Source organism: Simplicispira sp. 125 (genome assembly GCF_003096555.1).
Lineage (GTDB): Bacteria > Pseudomonadota > Gammaproteobacteria > Burkholderiales > Burkholderiaceae_C > Simplicispira.
In genome coordinates, this window is the sequence record NZ_QEKM01000001.1 from 3,618,531 (window position 1) to 3,636,842 (window position 18,312).

Below are 18,312 nucleotides of genomic sequence, written 5' to 3' on the forward strand. Positions count from 1 at the left end.
GATGTGTTTGCCTGAGCGATCTGCTGCTGGCATGAAGAGAACTTTACGCGCTGCGCTGCCCGCCGTGTAGGCGCGCACTCCTAAAAACGTAGAGCGTGCCGTCTAGCTGGGCGCCGTGCCGGTAGCATCGGCGCGGGTTTTTGCTAAAGCCCGAGGGCGTGTGCTTAGGCAAGAATGATCAAAGCCATCAACAGGAGTTTTCAACATGCAGTATTTCGTGACAGGTGCCACAGGGTTTATTGGCAAGCGGCTGGTTAAAAAACTCCTGGAGCGCAAGGGCAGCGTGGTGTATTTCCTGCTGCGCAAGGAAAGTGCCGGCAAAGTGGCCGAACTGCGCAGCTACTGGGGCGTGAGCGCCGCCCGCGCGGTGCCGGTGTTTGGTGACCTGACATCCCGCAAGCTCGGCGTTTCTGCCGAGGATGTGAAGAAGCTCAAGGGCCAGATCGACCATTTCCACCATCTCGCTGCCGTGTACGACCTGTCGGCCGATGCCGAGAGCCAGGCGGCCGTGAACATCGAGGGCACGCGCAACACGGTGGAATTCGCCAAAGCCATCGATGCCGGGCATTTCCACCATGTGTCCTCCATTGCGGCTGCGGGTCTGTACGAAGGCGTATTCCGCGAGGACATGTTCGAAGAGGCTGAAGGGCTGGACCACCCGTATTTCCTCACCAAGCACGAGAGCGAAAAAATTGTGCGCCAGGACTGCAAGATGCCCTGGACGGTGTATCGCCCCGCCATGGTGGTGGGCGACAGCGAGACCGGCGAGATGGACAAGATCGACGGTCCCTATTATTTCTTCAAGCTGATTCAGCGCATGCGCCAGTTGCTGCCCCCCTGGATGCCCGCGGTGGGCCTGGAAGGGGGGCGCATCAATATCGTGCCAGTGGACTTCGTGGTCAACGCCATCAACGTCATCAGCCACCAGAAGGCCATTGGCAAAAAGTGTTTCCATCTGGTGGACCCGGTGGGCTACCGCGTGGGCGATGTGCTCGACATCTTCAGCCGCGCTGCGCATGCGCCGCGCATGAACCTGTTTGTCAATGCAGCGCTGCTGGGTTTCATCCCCAAGGGCATCAAAAAAAGCCTGATGGCCATTGCCCCGGTGCGCCGCGTGCGCAACGCCGTGCTCAAGGACCTGGGCTTGCCCGAGGACATGCTCACCTTTGTGAACTACCCCACGCGCTTTGATTGCCGCGAGACGCTTGCGGCGCTCAAAGGCTCGGGCGTGGAGTGCCCCAACCTCAAGAACTACGCCTGGCGCATCTGGGACTATTGGGAGCGACACCTTGACCCCGAACTGTTCATCGACCGTACGCTCAAGGGCACGGTGGCGGGCAAGGTGGTGTTGGTAACGGGCGGTTCGTCGGGCATTGGCCTCGCTGCCGCGCACAAGTTTGCCGAAGCGGGCGCCATCACCCTGATCTGTGGGCGTGACCAGGCCAAACTCGACGAAGCCTGCAAAGAGGCCAAGGCCAAGGGGTATGCCTTTATCGCCTATGCCGCAGACATTGCTGACATGCAGGACTGCGATCGTTTCGTGCAGCAGCTCATCGCAGACCATGGCGGCGTGGATTTCCTCATCAACAACGCGGGGCGCTCCATCCGCCGTGCCATTGAATCGAGCTACGACCGTTTCCACGACTACGAGCGCACCATGCAGCTCAACTATTTTGGTTGCCTGCGCGTGACCATGGGCCTGCTGCCGGGCATGGTGGAAAAGCGCAAGGGCCATGTCGTCAATATCAGCTCCATTGGGGTGTTGACCAACGCACCGCGCTTTTCAGCCTACGTGGCCAGCAAGGCAGCGCTGGATGCCTGGACGCGCTGCGCATCGAGCGAGTTTGCCGATCAGGGCGTCACGTTCACCACCATCAACATGCCGCTGGTGCGCACGCCCATGATCGCGCCCACCCAGATCTACAACAATGTGCCCACACTGGCGCCTGAGGAGGCCGCCGACATGATCGCGCAGGCCTGTATCTTCAAGCCGGTGAACATTGCCACGCGCCTGGGCATTCTGGGGCAGGTCATGCACGCGCTGGTGCCGCGCGTGGCCCAGATCGGCATGAACGCCAGCTTCCGCATGTTCCCGGATTCGACCGCAGCCAAGGGCGAGAAAGGCGGCAAGCCGCAGCTCTCGGCCGAAGCGGTGGCCTTGCAGCAGATGATGCGCGGCATTCACTTCTGATGCTGCGATGCGCTTGCGGGTAAACGGTTACTGACGGCGACAAGGTGCAGTGGGATAATCCGAGGCTTTGCCAGCGGGCACAACTATCGGTTTATCCCATGATCCTTGTCACCGGCGGCGCCGGCTTCATTGGCGCCAATTTCGTTCTCGACTGGCTGGGCGGCTCCAGCGAGCCCGTGCTCAATCTCGACAAGTTGACCTACGCAGGCAACCTGCACAACCTGGCCAGCGTGCAAGGCGATGCGCGCCATGTTTTCGTGCAGGGCGATATTGGTGACAGCGCGTTGGTCGGGCGCTTGCTGGCCGAGCACCGGCCGCGTGCCATCGTCAATTTTGCAGCCGAGTCGCATGTGGACCGCTCCATCCACGGCCCCGAAGACTTCATCCAGACCAACGTGGTGGGAAGTTTCAGGCTTTTGGAGGCTGTAAGGCACTACTGGCAAGCGCTTCCAGCTATCGAAAAAGAAGCATTCCGGTTCCTGCACGTCAGTACCGACGAGGTGTATGGCACCCTGGCGCCTGATGCGCCTGCCTTCACCGAACAGCACAACTACGAGCCCAACAGCCCCTACAGCGCCAGCAAGGCCGCCAGCGACCACTTGGTGCGCGCCTGGCACCACACCTACGGCCTGCCGGTGCTCACCACCAACTGCAGCAACAACTACGGGCCCTACCACTTCCCCGAGAAGCTGATCCCGCTGATGATCGTCAACGCGCTGGCGGGCAAGCCATTGCCGGTGTACGGCGACGGCATGCAGATCCGCGACTGGCTGTATGTGAACGACCACTGCAGCGCCATCCGCCGCGTGCTTGAAGCGGGCCGCTTGGGCGAAACCTATAACGTCGGCGGCTGGAACGAAAAAGCCAACATTGACATCGTGAACACGGTCTGCGCTCTGCTCGACGAACTGCGCCCGCGCGCTGATGGCCAAAGCTACCGCGCCCAGATCACCTACGTGAAGGACCGCCCCGGACATGATCGGCGCTATGCCATCGACGCCCGCAAGATCGAGGCCGAACTGGGCTGGCGCCCCGCCGAGACCTTTGACACCGGCATCCGCAAGACCGTGCAGTGGTACCTGGATCACGCGGATTGGGTGGCGCAGGTGCAAAGCGGCGCCTACCGCGAATGGGTCGCCAAGCAGTACGAAGGCGAAGCTGCATGAACATTCTGCTCCTGGGCAAGGGTGGTCAGGTTGGCTGGGAATTGCAGCGCAGCCTGGCTGTGCTGGGCGATGTCACCGCGCTGGACTTTGACAGCCAGGAACACTGCGGTGATTTTTCCAACCCTGCCGGGGTTGCCGACACCGTGCGAGCCCTGCGCCCGGACGTCATCGTCAATGCCGCAGCGCACACCGCCGTGGACAAGGCCGAGAGCGAGCCCGATCTCGCACGCCTGCTCAACGCCACCACGCCCGGCGTGCTGGCCGAGGAGGCCGCCCGCCTGGGCGCCTGGTTGGTGCACTACAGCACCGATTACGTGTTTGACGGCAGCGGCACCCGTCCCTGGTTGGAAACTGACACACCCGCGCCGCTGAGCTGCTATGGCCGCACCAAGCTCGAAGGGGAGCAACTGATCCAGCAGTCCGGCGCCAGGCACCTGATTCTGCGCACCAGCTGGGTCTATGCGGCACGCGGCGGTAACTTTGCCAAGACCATGCTGCGACTGGCGCAGGAGCGCGACCGCCTGACTGTCATCGACGACCAGTGGGGCGCCCCCACAGGCGCCGACCTGCTGGCCGACGTCACGGCCCACGCCATTCGGCACCTGGCGCAGCACTCCCAGGACGGCGGCCTGTACCATTGCGTGGCGGCAGGCGAGACCAACTGGAATTTGTATGCAAAAGAGGTTCTAACGCTTGCTGCACAAGCGCAACCAGCTATCAAATTGAAAGCGACTGAAGTGGCGCCTGTGCCCACCAGCGCCTTCCCCACGCCTGCCGTGCGGCCGCACAATTCGCGCCTGGACACCCGCCGCCTGCAAGCCACCTTTGGCCTGCGGCTGCCGCACTGGCGCGACGGTGTAGCGCGCATGCTCACCGAAATCCTTTGACGCACAGACCATGACCGCACACACAGCGGCCCGCAAGGGCATCATCCTCGCCGGGGGTTCCGGCACCCGCCTGCACCCGGCCACGCTGGCCATCAGCAAGCAACTGCTGCCGGTGTACGACAAGCCCATGATCTACTACCCGCTGAGCACCCTCATGCTGGCGGGCATCCGCGACATCCTGGTCATCAGCACGCCGCAGGACACGCCGCGTTTCGAACAGTTGCTGGGCGACGGCAGCCAGTGGGGCATCAACTTGCAATACGCTGTGCAACCGAGCCCGGACGGCCTGGCGCAGGCCTTCATCATTGGCGAGCAGTTCCTGGGTGATTCGCCCTGCGCACTGGTGTTGGGTGACAACCTCTTTCATGGCCATGACTTCCATGAGCTGCTCGGCAGTGCCGCGGCACGCTCCGAGGGTGCCAGCGTTTTTGCCTACCATGTGCACGACCCCGAACGCTATGGCGTGGCCGAGTTTGACGCCCAGGGCCGGGTGCTTTCTCTCGAAGAAAAGCCGGTGTCGCCTAAATCCAGCTATGCGGTGACCGGTCTGTATTTCTATGACAACCAGGTGGTGGAGCTGGCCAAGGGCCTCAAGCCTTCTCCCCGTGGCGAGTTGGAAATTACGGACCTGAATCGTTTGTATCTGGATCAGGCGCAACTCCATGTCGAAATCATGGGGCGAGGCTATGCCTGGCTGGACACCGGCACGCACGAAAGCCTGCTCGAAGCCAGTCAGTTCATCGCCACGCTGGAGCACCGCCAGGGCCTCAAGATCGCCTGCCCTGAAGAAATCGCGTGGCGCGGGCAGTGGATCGACAGCGAGCAACTCCAGCGGCTGGCGCAGCCCTTGTCCAAAAATGGCTATGGCCAGTATCTGCTGCGCTTGCTCCAGGAAAAAATTTACTGAACCCCGCCATGCAAGCCACCCGCCTCGCCATCCCCGACGTCATGCTGATCGAACCCAAGGTGTTCGGTGACGCCCGCGGATTTTTCTTTGAGAGCTTCAACCAAAAAACCTTCAACGACGCAACGGGCACCGACCACCAGTTTGTGCAGGACAACCACAGCCGTTCATGCCGTGGCGTCCTGCGTGGCCTGCATTACCAGGTGTCTCCCAAGGCGCAGGGCAAGCTGGTGCGCGTGGTGCGGGGTGCGGTGTTCGATGTGGCGGTGGATATCCGCCAGGGCTCACCGACTGCGGGGCAATGGGTGGGTGTCGAACTGACGGAAGACAACTATCGTCAACTCTGGATTCCTCCGGGACTCGCCCACGGTTTTCTGGTGCTGTCCGAGTCGGCCGATTTCGTTTACAAAACGACCGATTACTACAGCCCGCAGCACGAGCGCTCCCTGGCGTGGAACGATCCGCAGTTGGCCATCGCTTGGCCGGACCTGGGCAAGGCGCCGGTGCTGTCCGGCAAGGACCTTGCCGGTCTGAGCCTGGCCGCTGTTCTGGCTGGTGCCTGATGGCGCGCGTTACCCCATGCTGGACCGAGACGCCAAGCCTGCAGTGACCAGCAGCAGCGGGCTACCGATGACCTGCGAACCTGCGTCGCAATCGCCCCTGCGAATCGCCCTCATCGGTACTGACGGTCTGCCTGCCCGCTATGGGGGCTTCGAAACCTGCGTGGCGGAGCTTGCTCCTCGGCTGGTGGCGCTGGGACACCAGGTCGAGGTGTTTGGCTCCTCCATCGGGCGCGGTTCGCGGGCGGCCGATCGGTCGGGGCTGCGCCATCGATACCTGCCCTTGCGGGCCAACGGCCCTGCTTCGGTGCCCTACGATCTGCTCAGTTTCCTGTTCAGCTTGCGCCGTTGCGATGCCGTCGTCGTCATGGGTGTTTCTGCCGGTGTGTGCATGCCGCTCATGCGCTGGCTCGCGGGCACCAAGCGCATCGTGGTGAATGTGGATGGCCTGGAGGCCCGGCGCAGCAAGTGGCGGGGGTTGCCGCGCGCATTTTTGCGTCTGAGCGAGCGGCTCGCCATCCGCCACGCCCATCAGGTCATCAGCGACAACCAGGGCATTGCGGACATCGTTGCCAGTACCTATGGCCGCGCCAGCACCATCATCCCCTACGGGAACGACCATGTGCAGCCCATCGAATCGGAGCAGGCACGGGCGTTGGTGCGCCAGCGCTTCGGGCTGGAGCCCGGGTGCTATCTCTTGACGGTCGCCCGTATTGAGCCGGAGAACCAGATCGCCGAAATGATGGAAGCCGCACTGGCTGGCGGCGTCGAATGCTACGTTGTCGTCGGCAACTTCAGTACCACCGCTCTGGGGCAGCAACTGCAGCAGCGCTACCGTGAAGAACCGCGTATCCAGTGCATCGATGCACTGTTCGAGCCGCAGGCGCTTGCGGCCCTGCGTGCAGGTTGCCGCCTGTACCTGCATGGCCACAGCGTCGGCGGCACCAACCCTTCGTTGATCGAAATGCTGCCTTACCACCGTCCGATTCTGGCATTCGACTGCATATTCAATCGCTACACCCTGGCGGACCAGGGAGGTTACTTCGCCAGTGCCGCCGCGCTGGAGCAATGCCTGCGCACACCGGACCTACAGGCTTGGACGCCGCAGCCCGACGATCCGGCGTTCGCGCGCTATCGCTGGACTGCCATTGCACGGGCCTATTCCCGGCTTTGCCAGCCGGAGGTGATGGCATGAATGCCAATCCGTCCACGGTGGTTGCGGCCTGTCAAGGGGTATCGGTCGCCGCGGTGATCGTGACGTTCCAGCCCGACTGTGACGCCCTCCTGGCGCAGATCGAAGCCTTGCGTCCACAGGTGGCGCACATGGTGATCGTGGACAACGCCTCGACGGTGGATCTGCCCGCCTGGCGCCGGGAGGCGGTTCCGCAGGTCGATGCCGTGTTACGCATGGAGCGCAACCTGGGAATTGGCGGTGCGCAGAATCGCGGAATCGACTGGGCGCGTGTGCAGGGCGCCAGCCATGTGCTGCTCATGGACCAGGACAGCGTCCCCGCTGCCGACATGGTCGCCCAGCTTCTTGCCGCATTGCAGGAGCGCCCCGACGCAGGTGCCGCCGGTCCGCTGCATGCTGACCCACGTCAGCCCATCGCGCATTCTCCTTTTGTATGGCTCGATGGCCTGCGTTTTCGCAGACTTCTCTGCACCGCAGGAACGGTGCACGTGGTAGACCACCTGATTGCATCAGGCTGCCTGATTCCGATGCCTGTGCTTGAGCAGGTGGGCGCCATGCGAGAAGACTGGTTTATCGACTTCGTGGACGTGGAATGGAGCCTGCGCGCCCGCGCTGCCCGCTGGATGCTGCTGGGCGTCTGCTCTGCGCGCATGGTGCATGCGCTCGGGGGCCCCCCCATTGTGTTCATGGGGCGACGGTTTCTGGCGTATCCGGCATGGCGGCACTACTTTCAGGTGCGCAATGCCGTGCTTCTGTACCGCCAGCCCTTCGTACCCTTGCGTTGGTCGCTGGCGTCTGCCTGGCGGCTGTTGATGAAAATCGGTTTCAATTGTGTGGCCGGGCGCAGCCGTTGGCAGCACTTCAAGGCTAGCGTGCGCGGACTCTGGGATGGTGCGCGTGGGCGGGTGGGCGCTTCATGGTAAATTGCACGGCTTTTCGGATGGGCGCTGCTGCTGAAGGCAGGCCTTGAACAGAAGAAGAAAAAATGAGCCAGGTGATATTTGACGGACTGGCTGCATATTGCTTTCAAAACTACCGTACGGTCAATTCAGAATATTCAGAAACAGGTGCGGAAAATGAATGCTATGGCTGAGGTAGGTCCAGTGAAAAATCAGGAAAAAAAGTACCTGAGAATTGGGGAAATGCTGCTCGCGGCGCAGAAAATTTCCCGCAACGATCTGGACCGTGCGCTGGAGGTGCAACGTTCGATGGGGGGACGTCTAGGACGTCTGCTAGTCAATCTCGGCATTGTTTCTGAAATCGATGTAGCTGTCGCCCTCTCGCAGCAAGCGGGTTTGCCACTGGTGCGGACCGACCATTTTCCAGAAAACAAACCGGAAACATCCCGACTCAATACGAGTTTCCTGCTGGCCAATGATTTACTGCCGCTGGGTGATTCAGATAACCCGGAGTTAGTTCCTGCGTTTGCTTGTCCCGATCCAAAAAGTCCGTCTCTGAAAAATGCCTTGATGCTGGTGTTTGGCAAGGAGCCGGATATTTATTTCGGACTGGAATCCGAAATATCCACACAACTCAATGCTTGGTACCTCCAGGATGCGGCCGAAGACGATCTGGAGGTTGATGGTCAACCTGCAGCGGAGGAGTTCATCGAGCATCTTCGGGACATGGCCTCCGAGGCGCCGATCATCCAGCGCGTGAACCAGATTCTTTCGCAGGCGGTGGTTGCCCAGGCGTCGGATATTCACATCGAAACGTATGAGGATCAGTCGGTTGTCCGCATCCGGGTGGATGGAGAGCTGTTTCCCATCGACGAAATCGACAACAAGGATGCCCCGGCCGTCGTTTCACGCATCAAGATCCTTTCGCAACTCGATATTGCCGAACGCCGCATGCCGCAGGACGGGCGCACCAAACTGCGGGTGCACGGCAAGGAGATGGACGCGCGGGTTTCCACCATCCCCACCATGTTCGGGGAATCGGTGGTCATGCGCCTGCTCGAAAAGAATTTTGACCTCCTGTCCCTGGAAAGCCTGCATTTCACTCCGCCGACCTTGCAATCCCTGCGCCAGTTGTTGAGTGTGCCGCATGGCATCCTGCTCGTGACAGGCCCCACGGGGTCGGGAAAATCCACCACGCTGTATGCGTCACTGCAAGAACTCGAAGGTGAAAACCTGAAAATTCTTACAGTGGAAGATCCGGTGGAATACCGGTTGCAGTGGCTTAACCAGGTGCAGGTGCAGCCCCAGATCGGCCTGACCTTCGCCAAGGTGCTGCGCTCGTTCCTGCGACAAGACCCGGACGTCATCATGATTGGTGAAATGCGGGACGGGGAAACCGCCGAAATTGCGGTCCAGGCGGCACTGACAGGCCATATGGTCTTGTCCACCTTGCATACCAACAGCGCCCTGGGAGCCATTGTGCGGCTCATCAACATGGGTGTGGAGCCGTACCTCATCACGGCTTCCGTGATCGGGGTGCTTGCGCAGCGTCTCGTGCGCAAGCTCTGCGACGATTGCAAGACCCTCCTGCTGCCGGATCAGGCGCAGGCAGCAGCGGCCTCGCTGGGCGCATCCGTGGGTGAAGGGCAGACGCTTTACCGCTCGGTGGGTTGCCCCAACTGCCGCGGAACGGGCTATCGGGGACGGCTGGCCATCCATGAATTGCTGCTGCTCACCGAAGACATGAAGCGCAAGGTGCTGGAGCAAGGTTCCTCTATCAATGGTAGCGAGGGCACTTATGCCGGCGGGAACTTGTTGCAGGACGGCGCCACCAAGGTAGGCTTGGGGCTGACCACTGCAGAGGAAGTGCTGCGCGTTGCGCGTCAAAATGACTGATTTTCAATACGATGGAGTGACGTCCGAGGGCAAGCCATGCCAGGGCAGTGTTCGCGCGCCGAATGTGGACACTGCCCGATTGCGGCTGATCGGGCAGGGCATCACGCCGGTGCGCCTCACGGGGGGCGAGGCGGCCCCTGCCCAGGGCATGGAGCAAAGCCGCAGCGCAAAGCTCAAGCGCCAGGACATCCTGTTTTTCAGCCGGGAGATGGCACACCTCAAGCAGGCCAACATGCCGCTGGACAAAGCTTTGGCCATGCTCAAGGAGATGGCGGCCACCGATGCATTGAGGGCGTTCATCAGCAAGGTCGAAGAAGGGGTGCGAGGAGGCAAATCGCTATACCAATCCTTGCTGCCTTTCGAGCGGGACCTGGGGCGCCAGTACCTCGTCCTGATCCGGGCAGGGGAGACATCGGGTTCCCTGCATGTGGTCATGAAGGAACTCACGGTGCAACTGGAGGCGCAGGACAAGCTTCGGAACTATGTCATCTCCTCCATGACCTACCCCATCATCCTGCTGGTGGTGGCGGTACTCTCCGTGGTGCTGCTGTTGGCATTCGTTGTTCCGCAGTTCCGGGAAATCTTTGATTCCATGGGGGATGCGCTGCCCTATTCGACCCAACTGGTCGTCAATCTTAGCGACCTGATCCGGTCCCACTGGATGCTCATCCTGCTGGGCGTGACCATGCTTTTCTTTTTATTGTCCCGCTGGGTTGCCACCGCAGCGGGGCGCATGCAGCTTGACACCATGCTGCTCGACATGCCGCTGTTCGGGAAAGTCGTCAAGAATCTCCAGTTTGCCGTTTATTTCCGGACCTTTGGTATTTTGTTGCAGCGAGGTGTTCCCATGGTCGATGCCTTGCGCATCGCCGTTGATACCTTGACCAATGTGGCCCTGCGCAAAGACATTGAGCCCCTGGTCGGCATCGTGAAAACAGGCAAGCGGCTTTCCACCGGATTTGTGTCACCCCATTTCAAAAAAACCACTGCCCCCCAATTGATACGCGTGGCCGAGGAAACTGGGCAGCTCGACAGCACCTTGCTCAGTCTGGCCGATCGCTATGAGGACGAAGGGCGGCGCACTATGGGCCGCGTTCTGGCGGCCATGGAGCCCCTCATCATCATCATTCTGGGGGCGTTTGTCGCTTTCATCATCATCGCCATCCTGGGTGGCGTGCTGTCGATCAACGACACCATCTGACTATTTTCATTCAAGGAATTCGCCATGAAAAAACATATCAATGACAACGCGGCAAATGTGTTCCTGCGAGCGCGCCGTTCTGCGGGCTTTACCCTGATCGAACTGCTCGTGGTCCTGGTCATCCTGACCCTGCTGGCAGGGTTGGTGGGCCCCAAGGTGCTCGACCAGTTGGGCGGAGCCAAGTCCAAGACGGCACGGGTACAGATCGCCGAAATCGAGCAAAGCCTTGATCTCTTCAAACTGGACGTGGGCCGCTATCCCAATGATGCCGAAGGCCTTCGCGCCCTGACCGACCGCCCCGCCACGGCGCCTGGCTGGAATGGTCCCTATCTGAAAAAGGGCTTGCCCGCCGACCCCTGGGGTGCCACCTACCTGTACAAAAATCCCGGGCGCAACAATGCGCCAGACATCTTTTCTCTGGGCGCGGACGGTAAACCTGGTGGCGAAGGGGATAGCGCCGATATCTACAACTGAAGTTGCGGTCGCGTCATCACCCCGTGTCTGGTGAACTGATCCGCATGCGCAACCGTGCACCAGGGGTACGCCACCGAGGTGCCGGCTTCACCTTGCTGGAGCTGCTGGTGGTGCTGGTGCTTGCTGCCCTCACCGTTTCCGTGGTGGGCGGCGGCGCCCAGTCCTTCATGGAGCGGGCGCGCTATCACCAGACCGTCCGCGAAGTGGCCACCCATCTCAGTCAGGCGCGTGCCCTGTGCGTTCAGGAGGGCCGGGTCGTGGTCGTGATCTACGAGCCGCTGACCCGGCAGCTCAGGGTGGATGGACAGCCGCCTATGGACATCCCCGCGCCACTGGAGGTGGAGTGGGAGGCTGCCGAACGCCTTCCCAAGGATGCTTCCTTGGCGGGAGAGCCGCTCTTTGTGTTCAATGCTGATGGGGGCGCCCGTGGCGGCAGGCTGGCGGTCTTGCGCGCCGGCCGGGGTGTGGCGTTTCGCGTGAACTGGCTGTTTGGCACCATTGAGCAAGCCGCAGTCGTGGCCCGTTCATGAACCGTACGCGCCCTCTCTTGCGCGCATTGCGCGCACCAGCCCGCCAGCAAGGGTTCAGCCTGCTCGAAGCGCTGGTTGCCATGGCCATTGCTGCCATGGCTCTGGGTACGCTCTACCGGACCGTGGGCCAAAGCTCGAAGAACGTGGTCGATGTCGGTGCGCGGGTGGAGGCGGCGCTGGTGGCCAGGTCGGCGCTCGCTTCTGCAACCTACGCCGAAGACCTCGAGCGGCAACCGACCGGGCAGGCCGGCGCCTGGTATTGGAGTGTGCAGGTGTCTCCTGAACAGGCGCAGCTGAACGAGGTGGATGGGCGGCCTGCAGGGGCGCTGCCGGTCGCCAAGGTCACGGTCCATGTCGCGCATGCGAAAGACGGGCCCACGGTGTTGGTCTGGACGACCTGGAAACCCTATCGGGCGGCGCCATGAACCGTTTGGTCCGACCATCGAGCCGTGGTTTCACGTTGCTCGAACTGCTCATCGCCCTGGCCATCACCGCTGCGGTTGTGACATTGATGTTTGCGGGTTTTGGCGTGATAGGGCGCACCGAAGAGCGCAACCAGCGCCTGATCGATCGTACCGAGCATATGCTGGTGGTCAGCCAGTGGCTGGGGCGCAAGTTTGACACCCTGCGTTTGCTGAGCCGCAAGGACGGCGCTTCCATCGTGAATTTTTTCAGCGGCACTGCGGCAGGCGCCATTTGGGTGGCGCCGCTTCCGGAGCGTGGCGAGGCCGGGGGCTTGTATGTGTTTCGCATCACGCCGCTGCGGCATGAGGATGGGCGGATCGACCTGTCTGTGGAAGCGCTGCCGTACGATGGGGCGCCGACGGCCCTGGACTGGAATCGTGCCCTGCGCGAAACTCTGCTGAAAGATGTGCAGACCCTGCAGTGGTACTACCAGGATGGCCGCACCAGCCAATGGGTGCAGCAATGGGAAGCGGGTCGGGAGCAGTACCCTGCGCGCATCAGGGTCGAGATTGCCGATGAGCGTGGTGACTGGCCTGCCATGGTTTTTGCTTTGGCGAGGGCGCGATGACCATGCCGCGCAGACACAAGGGAAACAAGGGAACGGCGCTGATACTGGTGCTTTGGCTTGTGGCCGCGTTGTCGCTGGTCGTGTTGGCCAGCGCCCATGGCATTCGCCAGCAAACCCGGCATGTGGGGCTGGGTCTGGAGCGTTTGAGGTTCGAATCGGTGCTGGATGCTGCGCTGCAACTCGCCGCGCAGCGCTTGCTGGCGGAAAAAGGCGCCCCGGCCCGCTACCGACGTCAGCGAATGACTCTCGGGCCCCACGAAGTCTGGCTTGAAATCACACCGGCAAACGGTCTGGTGGATGTGAATGTGGCCAGCGATACCCTGCTCCAGGCCTTGTTTCAGAAGGCGGGTGGGCTTGCGCCAGGCGAAGCCACCATTCTTACCTCGCGCATCAGGGATTACCTTGATCCGGATGACATCCCGGGGGGCGTCGGCGGGGCGGAAGCGGCCCAATACCGGGCGGCTGGCTGGCCTTCCCTGCCCCGCAATTCGTCTCTCGACGACCTGTCTGAACTCAAGTCGGTACTCGGTATGACTCCCGCGCTCTATGAGATAATCGCCCCCTATCTGGGCATCAACGGTCAACAGCGTATCGCTATCGGTTCGGCGCCTGCAGCACTGATCGACGCACTCACAGGCGAGCCAGGGCTTGGGGCGCGTATCCACTCATCACCACCTGAAACGCAGTCTGGGATGCTGCTCTCCGGGGCCGCTTCCGAGTTCTTTATGTCTGCAACGGCAGGAGGAGGGCAGGCCGTGAGAATTCGGGCCTTCGTGCAGACGGAAGGCGAGCGCTGGTGGCAGCGTGAAGCGTGGATTGATCTCAGCGAGCGCTCGGATGGGCTGATGCCCTGGACGACGCTCTCACTGGAGCCGACGCGCCGCGTAAACAAGCCGGAACAGGAATTCAATTCATGACAGGTTGGGGGCAGCTATCTCTTCGCGTGCACGCCACGCTGGACCGACTGGCCTGGGGGTTTGGCGACCTCAGGCGTGCGCTGGTGGAGCATGGCGCTTGGCCCGCAAGCCGCCGCACGGCCGTGTCTTCTGATGGGGGCCGCTGGGCGGTGACCGGAACCCGGTTGCGCGCCAGCACAGGCCAGCACAAGGCCACCGGATTGCTGGTACCGGAGTCCAGTTGCCTGTGGGGCACGGTGCAGCTCCCTGACATGCCCCGGCAGGCGCTCGACAGCGCCGTCCAAGAAACTCTGTGGCGCGTTTCACCCCTGCCGCCAGAACACATTGTGGCGGCCTGGCAGGCCGTTCCGGCATCCGAGGGCGGGTGGACTATTGACTGGGGCATGTGTCGGCGCAGTGACCAAGAAACGCTCCTGGCCCAGCATGGGCTGGCCACCGATGCGCCCGTCTACCTGGCCCGTCAGGGGCGCGCCCTGGCGGTGCGTGGCAAGTCGTGGCACCTGCAGCACAAGCGCCAGCGCTGGATGGATGGCGTTCTCGTGGGTACGCTAATGCTCCTGCTGGGGGCCATGGCCATGCCTGCGCTCATGCCGCTGATACTCAAGCGGCAGGCGGTGGTTCGGGCGCTGGAACATGTCGGTGCGCTGGAGCCCAAGGCCGCTCCCCTGCGCCAGCAACTGGACGAATTGCGCCAGCAGTCGCTGCTGGCAGACGAATTGCGGCAGAGCAGCAGTACCGACCTGCCACTGGCCAGTGTAGTGGACCGTCTGTCCGAGACCTTGCCCAACGACGCCTGGCTTGACCGCATTGAAATCAATGGCAGCGAAATCCGGATCATGGGGCTGACCGGCAACGCTACCGAGCTGATTGCACACCTGGGGCGCCAGCCCGCCCTGGCCGAAGCGCGCGCCACTGTGGCCAGCGTACGTGACAACGCCCTGAACAAGGAGCGTTTTACCTTCGAGATGCGCTGGCGCGGGGAAGGGGTCAAACCATGAATACCTGGACACGCCGTGCCGGCGGCATTGTGGCTCTGCTGGTACTGGGAGGGGGCATTTTTGCCGGACAGGGCTACCGGGCACTCTGGACCCGTTACGACGGTGCCCTTCAACAACTGGAGTCGCGCAGCGAGCGCCTCGAGGGTGTCGTGGAAGCCGGGCCCGATATCGAGTCCCGGTTGGGCGATGCCCGCAATGCCGTCCTGCCGCTGCTGCACCCCGCTGGCGAAAATGCGCAGAACGACGTGCAGCAAAAGCTGCGTGAGCTGATTGGCGCCGCAGGCGGCACCCTTGTTTCATCGCAGGTGGCACTGGAGCCCGGCGTGGATGGAAAACTGGCACGCACACGCCTGACGGCAACCGTCACCGGCGAATGGCCCAAGCTTGTGCGCTTCATGGAAATGCTGCAAGCCCATAGGCCGCCTTTCTGGGTGCGCACCGTCAGCCTGTCGCGCGAAGGCGCTGCCACAGGTCCACAAAACGCCCGCCTGACCCTGCAGCTTGAAGCGCCGCTGGCACCCGGAAAGGCGCAGCCATGATCAAACCCTGGCACCTCGTACCCGTGCTGGCGGCTGTCGCCCTGGGCGCCAGTGCCTACTGGTGGCAAGCCAGGAAAGACACCTGGAGCCCCCCTGTGGCACGTAAACCTGAATTGCCCCAGATTGAACCCCTGTCCCGGCCACCGGACGCGCGTGCTGTGCATGCGGCGAAGCGCCCGGTATTCTGGGCCTCGCGCCGTCCGGCTGATACGGGGGGGCCAAAGGGGGGGCTGGCCGGTGAACTCGCGCAATCACGCCTGACGGCGGTGCTGGAGTCCGGCGCCAACAGTGTGGCTATTTTGCAGCGCCCGGACGGCAGCCCACTCAAGATCACCACCGAATCCACGCACTGGCGTATCGAGTCATTCGATGGCCGCAAAGCCGTATTTGTGTCCGCAGATGCGCAGCGCATCGAACGGCCGCTGGAAGCAGGCAGCCCTGCACAGGCCAAGGTGCCGCCGGGTGCGGTACGCCCACGCCCATCCTCGGCAGACCAATAAACAGCGACACAGCGCAAACACCGGAGTTATCACCTATGAATATTCGGCCATCCCTCCTCATGCTGGCACTGCTGGCTTCAGGTTGTGCCAGCGTACCCGATACGCCCCCCGTGACCATTCGGACCGAGCCTGTGGTGGCGCCGAGCGCGACCAAGGCAGACAAGAATCCGGAGCAGGACGAGGCTGTGGCGCCCGCATTGGCTCCCGCGGCGGAAGAAATCGCCAGTCCGACGCCGGCAGGTGGCAAATCGCCCTCAGGCAATACCCGCCTGTTCCCGGGGGACGACCAGCTGTTCAAGCGCAACATTGGCCCCCAGGTCGACCCGGTGCTGGCCAAGGGCGACAAAGTGGCGCTCAACTTCGAGAACGCTACCGTCGGCAACCTGGCGGCAGCCCTGCTGGGCGACCTGCTCAAGCTCAACTACACCATTGATGCGGGCGGCGATACTGTGGTCAGCCTGCACACGCGCCAACCGCTGCAGCGCAACCAGGTGCTCGATGTGCTGGACGCCGTACTGCTGCCGCACGACCTGGCCATCGTGCGCGACAACGCGGGGGTGTACCACGTCACCAAACGCACCGTGACGGTGGGTGCACGCCCGGTGGTGGGTGCGGCGCGTTTCAAGGACCTCGCAGGCGCGGGCACGGTCATCGTGCCGCTGAACCACATTGCTGCTGGCGAGATGGCCAAGATACTGGCGCCCATTGCGCCGCGCGAGGCCATCGTCTACGTGGACACGCTGCGCAATCTGCTCGTGCTGCAGGGCAGCAAAGCCCAGTTGGGTGGCTGGCTGGAAATGGTGGATGCCTTTGATGTGGACTTCCTCACCGGCATGTCGCTGGGCGTATTTGTGCTGGAGAACGCCAACGTCAATGTGGTGCGCGATGCGCTCCAGGCCATGCTGGGCCCGGACAAATCGGCCGACCCCTACAGCGGCGGCGGTGCCAATGCCTTCGCAGGCGCTGCCCCGGGTGCTGCAGGTGCCGGGGCGGGTAGCGCTGCGGCCATGGCCTCGTCGGCCAACCCCTTGCATGGCCTCATCCGGCTGGTCCCGGTTGAGCGTCTGAACGCCCTCGTGGTCGTGACGCCACGCAGCCAGTTGCTGGCCCAGGTCGAAACCTGGATTCGGCGTCTCGACCGGCCCTCGGACGCACTTGAAGCGGGCCTGTTTGTGTATCCGGTACAAAATGGCTCTGCCACCCACCTTGCTGAAATGCTCAATGGCTTGTTTGGCGGCGATACATCGCGCTCCAAGCAGGGCGTGGCTGCTGGCTCTGCGCCTACGCAGTTTGCGCCGTCTACCGGTAGCGGCACGGCGGGGCTGGCCACCCCGGGCACCACCAGCACTGCGGGCACGACGGGTTCCGGCACGGCGACCGCCATGGCCGCGGCCGCCCAGTCGGCCATGGGCGGCAACAAGAACACGCCACTCACTTCGGTTAGCCAGCTTGACGGCAATGTCCGCGTGGTGGCCGACGAAAAACGCAATGCCCTGCTCATCCGCGCACCGCGCACCGAGTACCGCCGCATCGAGAAAGCCCTGCGCGAGCTTGACAAGGCCCCGGTGCAGGTACTCATCGAAGCCAGCATTGTCGAAGTTAGCCTTACCGGCAACCTGGAATACGGGGTGGAGTGGTTTGTACAAAACAGCCTCAGCCGCGGCCGTGATGGCCAGGCCTTGCTGAACATGAACGAGAGCGGCGGCATCGGCGCCAAGCAGCCCGGGTTTTCGTACACCATTCTGAACAAGGCCGGTGTCGTGCGCGCCACGCTCAATGCGCTGGCCGAGAAGTCGCAACTGCGCGTGTTGTCCAACCCGTCGGTGCTGGTGCTGGACAACCACAACGCCACTATCCAGATCGGCAAACAGCAGCCGGTGAAAAGCTCGACCACGGCTACGGGCACCCTGGTCACCGAATCGATTACCTATAAAGACACAGGCGTGATGCTCTCCGTAACCCCCTCGGTCAATGCAGGCGGGTTGATCACCATGGACATCGTCCAGCAGGTCACTGACGTGGGCGAAATCGATGCGGCCACCGGCCAGCGCAACTTCCTGACCCGCCAGATCCAGAGCCGCGTGGCCGTGCGCTCGGGCGAGCCCATCGTGCTGGGCGGCATGATCCGCGAGAACGAAACCAATGGCCGCAGCGGCGTGCCCGGCCTGGCCGATATCCCGTTGTTTGGCGCGCTGTTTTCCACCTCCAGCATCAAGCGTGAGCGCACCGAACTGCTGGTGCTGATGACCCCGCGCGCCCTAGAAGACGACGACCAATTGCGTGCCGCCAGCGCCGAACTGCGCCAGCGCATGCGCACCATGTCGCTGCAGTCGCCACTCCTGGGCGCAGGCGATGCCGATGCGCCAGTAACCCCTGCGCGCTGAACTTTGCGGGCACAGGCGCCACCAAGCTCTACCATTCACAA

Annotated in this window: 18 protein-coding genes; all 18 read left to right on the top strand. The window is 62.5% G+C overall.

What is annotated here, in order from left to right; all coding sequences use genetic code 11:
• Positions 1 to 205 precede the first annotated feature (205 nt).
• The 18 genes from C8D04_RS16970 (at position 206) to gspD (ending at position 18,271) form a co-directional block, all read left to right on the top strand.
• Positions 206 to 2,191, top strand: a complete 1,986-nt coding sequence (locus C8D04_RS16970; RefSeq protein WP_116005883.1) for an SDR family oxidoreductase — start codon at positions 206 to 208, stop codon at positions 2,189 to 2,191.
• A gap of 98 nt (positions 2,192 to 2,289) precedes the next feature.
• Complete coding sequence (gene rfbB / locus C8D04_RS16975) at positions 2,290 to 3,357, top strand: dTDP-glucose 4,6-dehydratase (RefSeq protein WP_116005884.1); 1,068 nt, start codon at positions 2,290 to 2,292, stop codon at positions 3,355 to 3,357.
• Positions 3,354 to 4,244, top strand: a complete 891-nt coding sequence (gene rfbD, locus C8D04_RS16980; protein WP_116701323.1) for a dTDP-4-dehydrorhamnose reductase — start codon at positions 3,354 to 3,356, stop codon at positions 4,242 to 4,244. The genes rfbB and rfbD overlap by 4 nt, the downstream gene beginning before the upstream one ends.
• 10 nt (positions 4,245 to 4,254) lie before the next feature.
• Positions 4,255 to 5,151 (top strand): glucose-1-phosphate thymidylyltransferase RfbA, encoded by an 897-nt coding sequence (gene rfbA, locus C8D04_RS16985; RefSeq protein WP_116002628.1) that lies wholly within the window; start codon positions 4,255 to 4,257, stop codon positions 5,149 to 5,151.
• An 8-nt stretch (positions 5,152 to 5,159) separates the two neighbouring features.
• Positions 5,160 to 5,711 (top strand): dTDP-4-dehydrorhamnose 3,5-epimerase, encoded by a 552-nt coding sequence (rfbC, locus tag C8D04_RS16990; RefSeq protein ID WP_116002630.1) that lies wholly within the window; start codon positions 5,160 to 5,162, stop codon positions 5,709 to 5,711.
• A gap of 16 nt (positions 5,712 to 5,727) precedes the next feature.
• On the top strand, positions 5,728 to 6,903 hold the full coding sequence (locus C8D04_RS16995; RefSeq protein ID WP_133243653.1) for a DUF1972 domain-containing protein: 1,176 nt from the start codon (positions 5,728 to 5,730) through the stop codon (positions 6,901 to 6,903).
• A complete protein-coding gene (locus C8D04_RS17000) occupies positions 6,900 to 7,823 on the top strand; it encodes a glycosyltransferase family 2 protein (protein WP_158550265.1) in 924 nt (307 codons plus the stop codon). Before C8D04_RS16995 ends, C8D04_RS17000 begins: the two co-directional genes overlap by 4 nt.
• A 153-nt stretch (positions 7,824 to 7,976) precedes the next feature.
• A complete protein-coding gene (locus C8D04_RS17005; RefSeq protein ID WP_116002636.1) occupies positions 7,977 to 9,695 on the top strand; it encodes a GspE/PulE family protein in 1,719 nt (572 codons plus the stop codon).
• Positions 9,688 to 10,896, top strand: coding sequence for a type II secretion system F family protein (locus tag C8D04_RS17010; RefSeq protein ID WP_116002638.1), 1,209 nt, complete (start codon positions 9,688 to 9,690; stop codon positions 10,894 to 10,896). Before C8D04_RS17005 ends, C8D04_RS17010 begins: the two co-directional genes overlap by 8 nt.
• A 24-nt stretch (positions 10,897 to 10,920) precedes the next feature.
• Positions 10,921 to 11,370 carry a type II secretion system major pseudopilin GspG gene (gene gspG / locus C8D04_RS17015; protein ID WP_116002640.1) on the top strand — a complete coding sequence of 150 codons (450 nt, stop codon included), beginning with the start codon at positions 10,921 to 10,923 and terminating at the stop codon, positions 11,368 to 11,370.
• A 44-nt stretch (positions 11,371 to 11,414) separates the two neighbouring features.
• Positions 11,415 to 11,900: a prepilin-type N-terminal cleavage/methylation domain-containing protein gene (locus C8D04_RS17020; protein WP_243405767.1), complete on the top strand. Its 486-nt coding sequence runs from the start codon at positions 11,415 to 11,417 to the stop codon at positions 11,898 to 11,900.
• Positions 11,897 to 12,325, top strand: coding sequence for a prepilin-type N-terminal cleavage/methylation domain-containing protein (locus C8D04_RS17025; RefSeq protein WP_116002642.1), 429 nt, complete (start codon positions 11,897 to 11,899; stop codon positions 12,323 to 12,325). Before C8D04_RS17020 ends, C8D04_RS17025 begins: the two co-directional genes overlap by 4 nt.
• Positions 12,322 to 12,933, top strand: a complete 612-nt coding sequence (locus C8D04_RS17030; protein ID WP_116002644.1) for a prepilin-type N-terminal cleavage/methylation domain-containing protein — start codon at positions 12,322 to 12,324, stop codon at positions 12,931 to 12,933. Before C8D04_RS17025 ends, C8D04_RS17030 begins: the two co-directional genes overlap by 4 nt.
• Complete coding sequence (locus C8D04_RS17035; RefSeq protein WP_233521046.1) at positions 12,930 to 13,850, top strand: type II secretion system protein GspK; 921 nt, start codon at positions 12,930 to 12,932, stop codon at positions 13,848 to 13,850. Before C8D04_RS17030 ends, C8D04_RS17035 begins: the two co-directional genes overlap by 4 nt.
• Positions 13,847 to 14,848, top strand: a complete 1,002-nt coding sequence (locus C8D04_RS17040; RefSeq protein WP_116002646.1) for a PilN domain-containing protein — start codon at positions 13,847 to 13,849, stop codon at positions 14,846 to 14,848. Before C8D04_RS17035 ends, C8D04_RS17040 begins: the two co-directional genes overlap by 4 nt.
• A complete protein-coding gene (locus C8D04_RS17045; RefSeq protein WP_116002648.1) occupies positions 14,845 to 15,387 on the top strand; it encodes a GspMb/PilO family protein in 543 nt (180 codons plus the stop codon). The genes C8D04_RS17040 and C8D04_RS17045 overlap by 4 nt, the downstream gene beginning before the upstream one ends.
• Positions 15,384 to 15,887, top strand: coding sequence for a hypothetical protein (locus tag C8D04_RS19065; protein WP_233521047.1), 504 nt, complete (start codon positions 15,384 to 15,386; stop codon positions 15,885 to 15,887). The genes C8D04_RS17045 and C8D04_RS19065 overlap by 4 nt, the downstream gene beginning before the upstream one ends.
• Positions 15,888 to 15,922: 35 nt before the next feature.
• Positions 15,923 to 18,271: a type II secretion system secretin GspD gene (gene gspD / locus C8D04_RS17055; RefSeq protein ID WP_116002649.1), complete on the top strand. Its 2,349-nt coding sequence runs from the start codon at positions 15,923 to 15,925 to the stop codon at positions 18,269 to 18,271.
• The last annotated feature ends 41 nt before the right edge of the window (positions 18,272 to 18,312 follow it).

Coding starts and splice junctions, on each gene's coding strand:
- rfbC (WP_116002630.1), top strand. CDS start 5,160: ATGCAAGCCACCCGCCTCGCCATCCCCGACGTCATGCTGATCGAACCC.
- C8D04_RS16970 (WP_116005883.1), top strand. CDS start 206: ATGCAGTATTTCGTGACAGGTGCCACAGGGTTTATTGGCAAGCGGCTG.
- rfbD (WP_116701323.1), top strand. CDS start 3,354: ATGAACATTCTGCTCCTGGGCAAGGGTGGTCAGGTTGGCTGGGAATTG.
- rfbB (WP_116005884.1), top strand. CDS start 2,290: ATGATCCTTGTCACCGGCGGCGCCGGCTTCATTGGCGCCAATTTCGTT.
- rfbA (WP_116002628.1), top strand. CDS start 4,255: ATGACCGCACACACAGCGGCCCGCAAGGGCATCATCCTCGCCGGGGGT.
- C8D04_RS17035 (WP_233521046.1), top strand. CDS start 12,930: ATGACCATGCCGCGCAGACACAAGGGAAACAAGGGAACGGCGCTGATA.
- C8D04_RS17020 (WP_243405767.1), top strand. CDS start 11,415: ATGCGCAACCGTGCACCAGGGGTACGCCACCGAGGTGCCGGCTTCACC.
- gspG (WP_116002640.1), top strand. CDS start 10,921: ATGAAAAAACATATCAATGACAACGCGGCAAATGTGTTCCTGCGAGCG.
- C8D04_RS17010 (WP_116002638.1), top strand. CDS start 9,688: ATGACTGATTTTCAATACGATGGAGTGACGTCCGAGGGCAAGCCATGC.
- C8D04_RS16995 (WP_133243653.1), top strand. CDS start 5,728: ATGCTGGACCGAGACGCCAAGCCTGCAGTGACCAGCAGCAGCGGGCTA.
- C8D04_RS17045 (WP_116002648.1), top strand. CDS start 14,845: ATGAATACCTGGACACGCCGTGCCGGCGGCATTGTGGCTCTGCTGGTA.
- C8D04_RS17040 (WP_116002646.1), top strand. CDS start 13,847: ATGACAGGTTGGGGGCAGCTATCTCTTCGCGTGCACGCCACGCTGGAC.
- C8D04_RS17005 (WP_116002636.1), top strand. CDS start 7,977: ATGAATGCTATGGCTGAGGTAGGTCCAGTGAAAAATCAGGAAAAAAAG.
- gspD (WP_116002649.1), top strand. CDS start 15,923: ATGAATATTCGGCCATCCCTCCTCATGCTGGCACTGCTGGCTTCAGGT.
- C8D04_RS17025 (WP_116002642.1), top strand. CDS start 11,897: ATGAACCGTACGCGCCCTCTCTTGCGCGCATTGCGCGCACCAGCCCGC.
- C8D04_RS17030 (WP_116002644.1), top strand. CDS start 12,322: ATGAACCGTTTGGTCCGACCATCGAGCCGTGGTTTCACGTTGCTCGAA.
- C8D04_RS17000 (WP_158550265.1), top strand. CDS start 6,900: ATGAATGCCAATCCGTCCACGGTGGTTGCGGCCTGTCAAGGGGTATCG.
- C8D04_RS19065 (WP_233521047.1), top strand. CDS start 15,384: ATGATCAAACCCTGGCACCTCGTACCCGTGCTGGCGGCTGTCGCCCTG.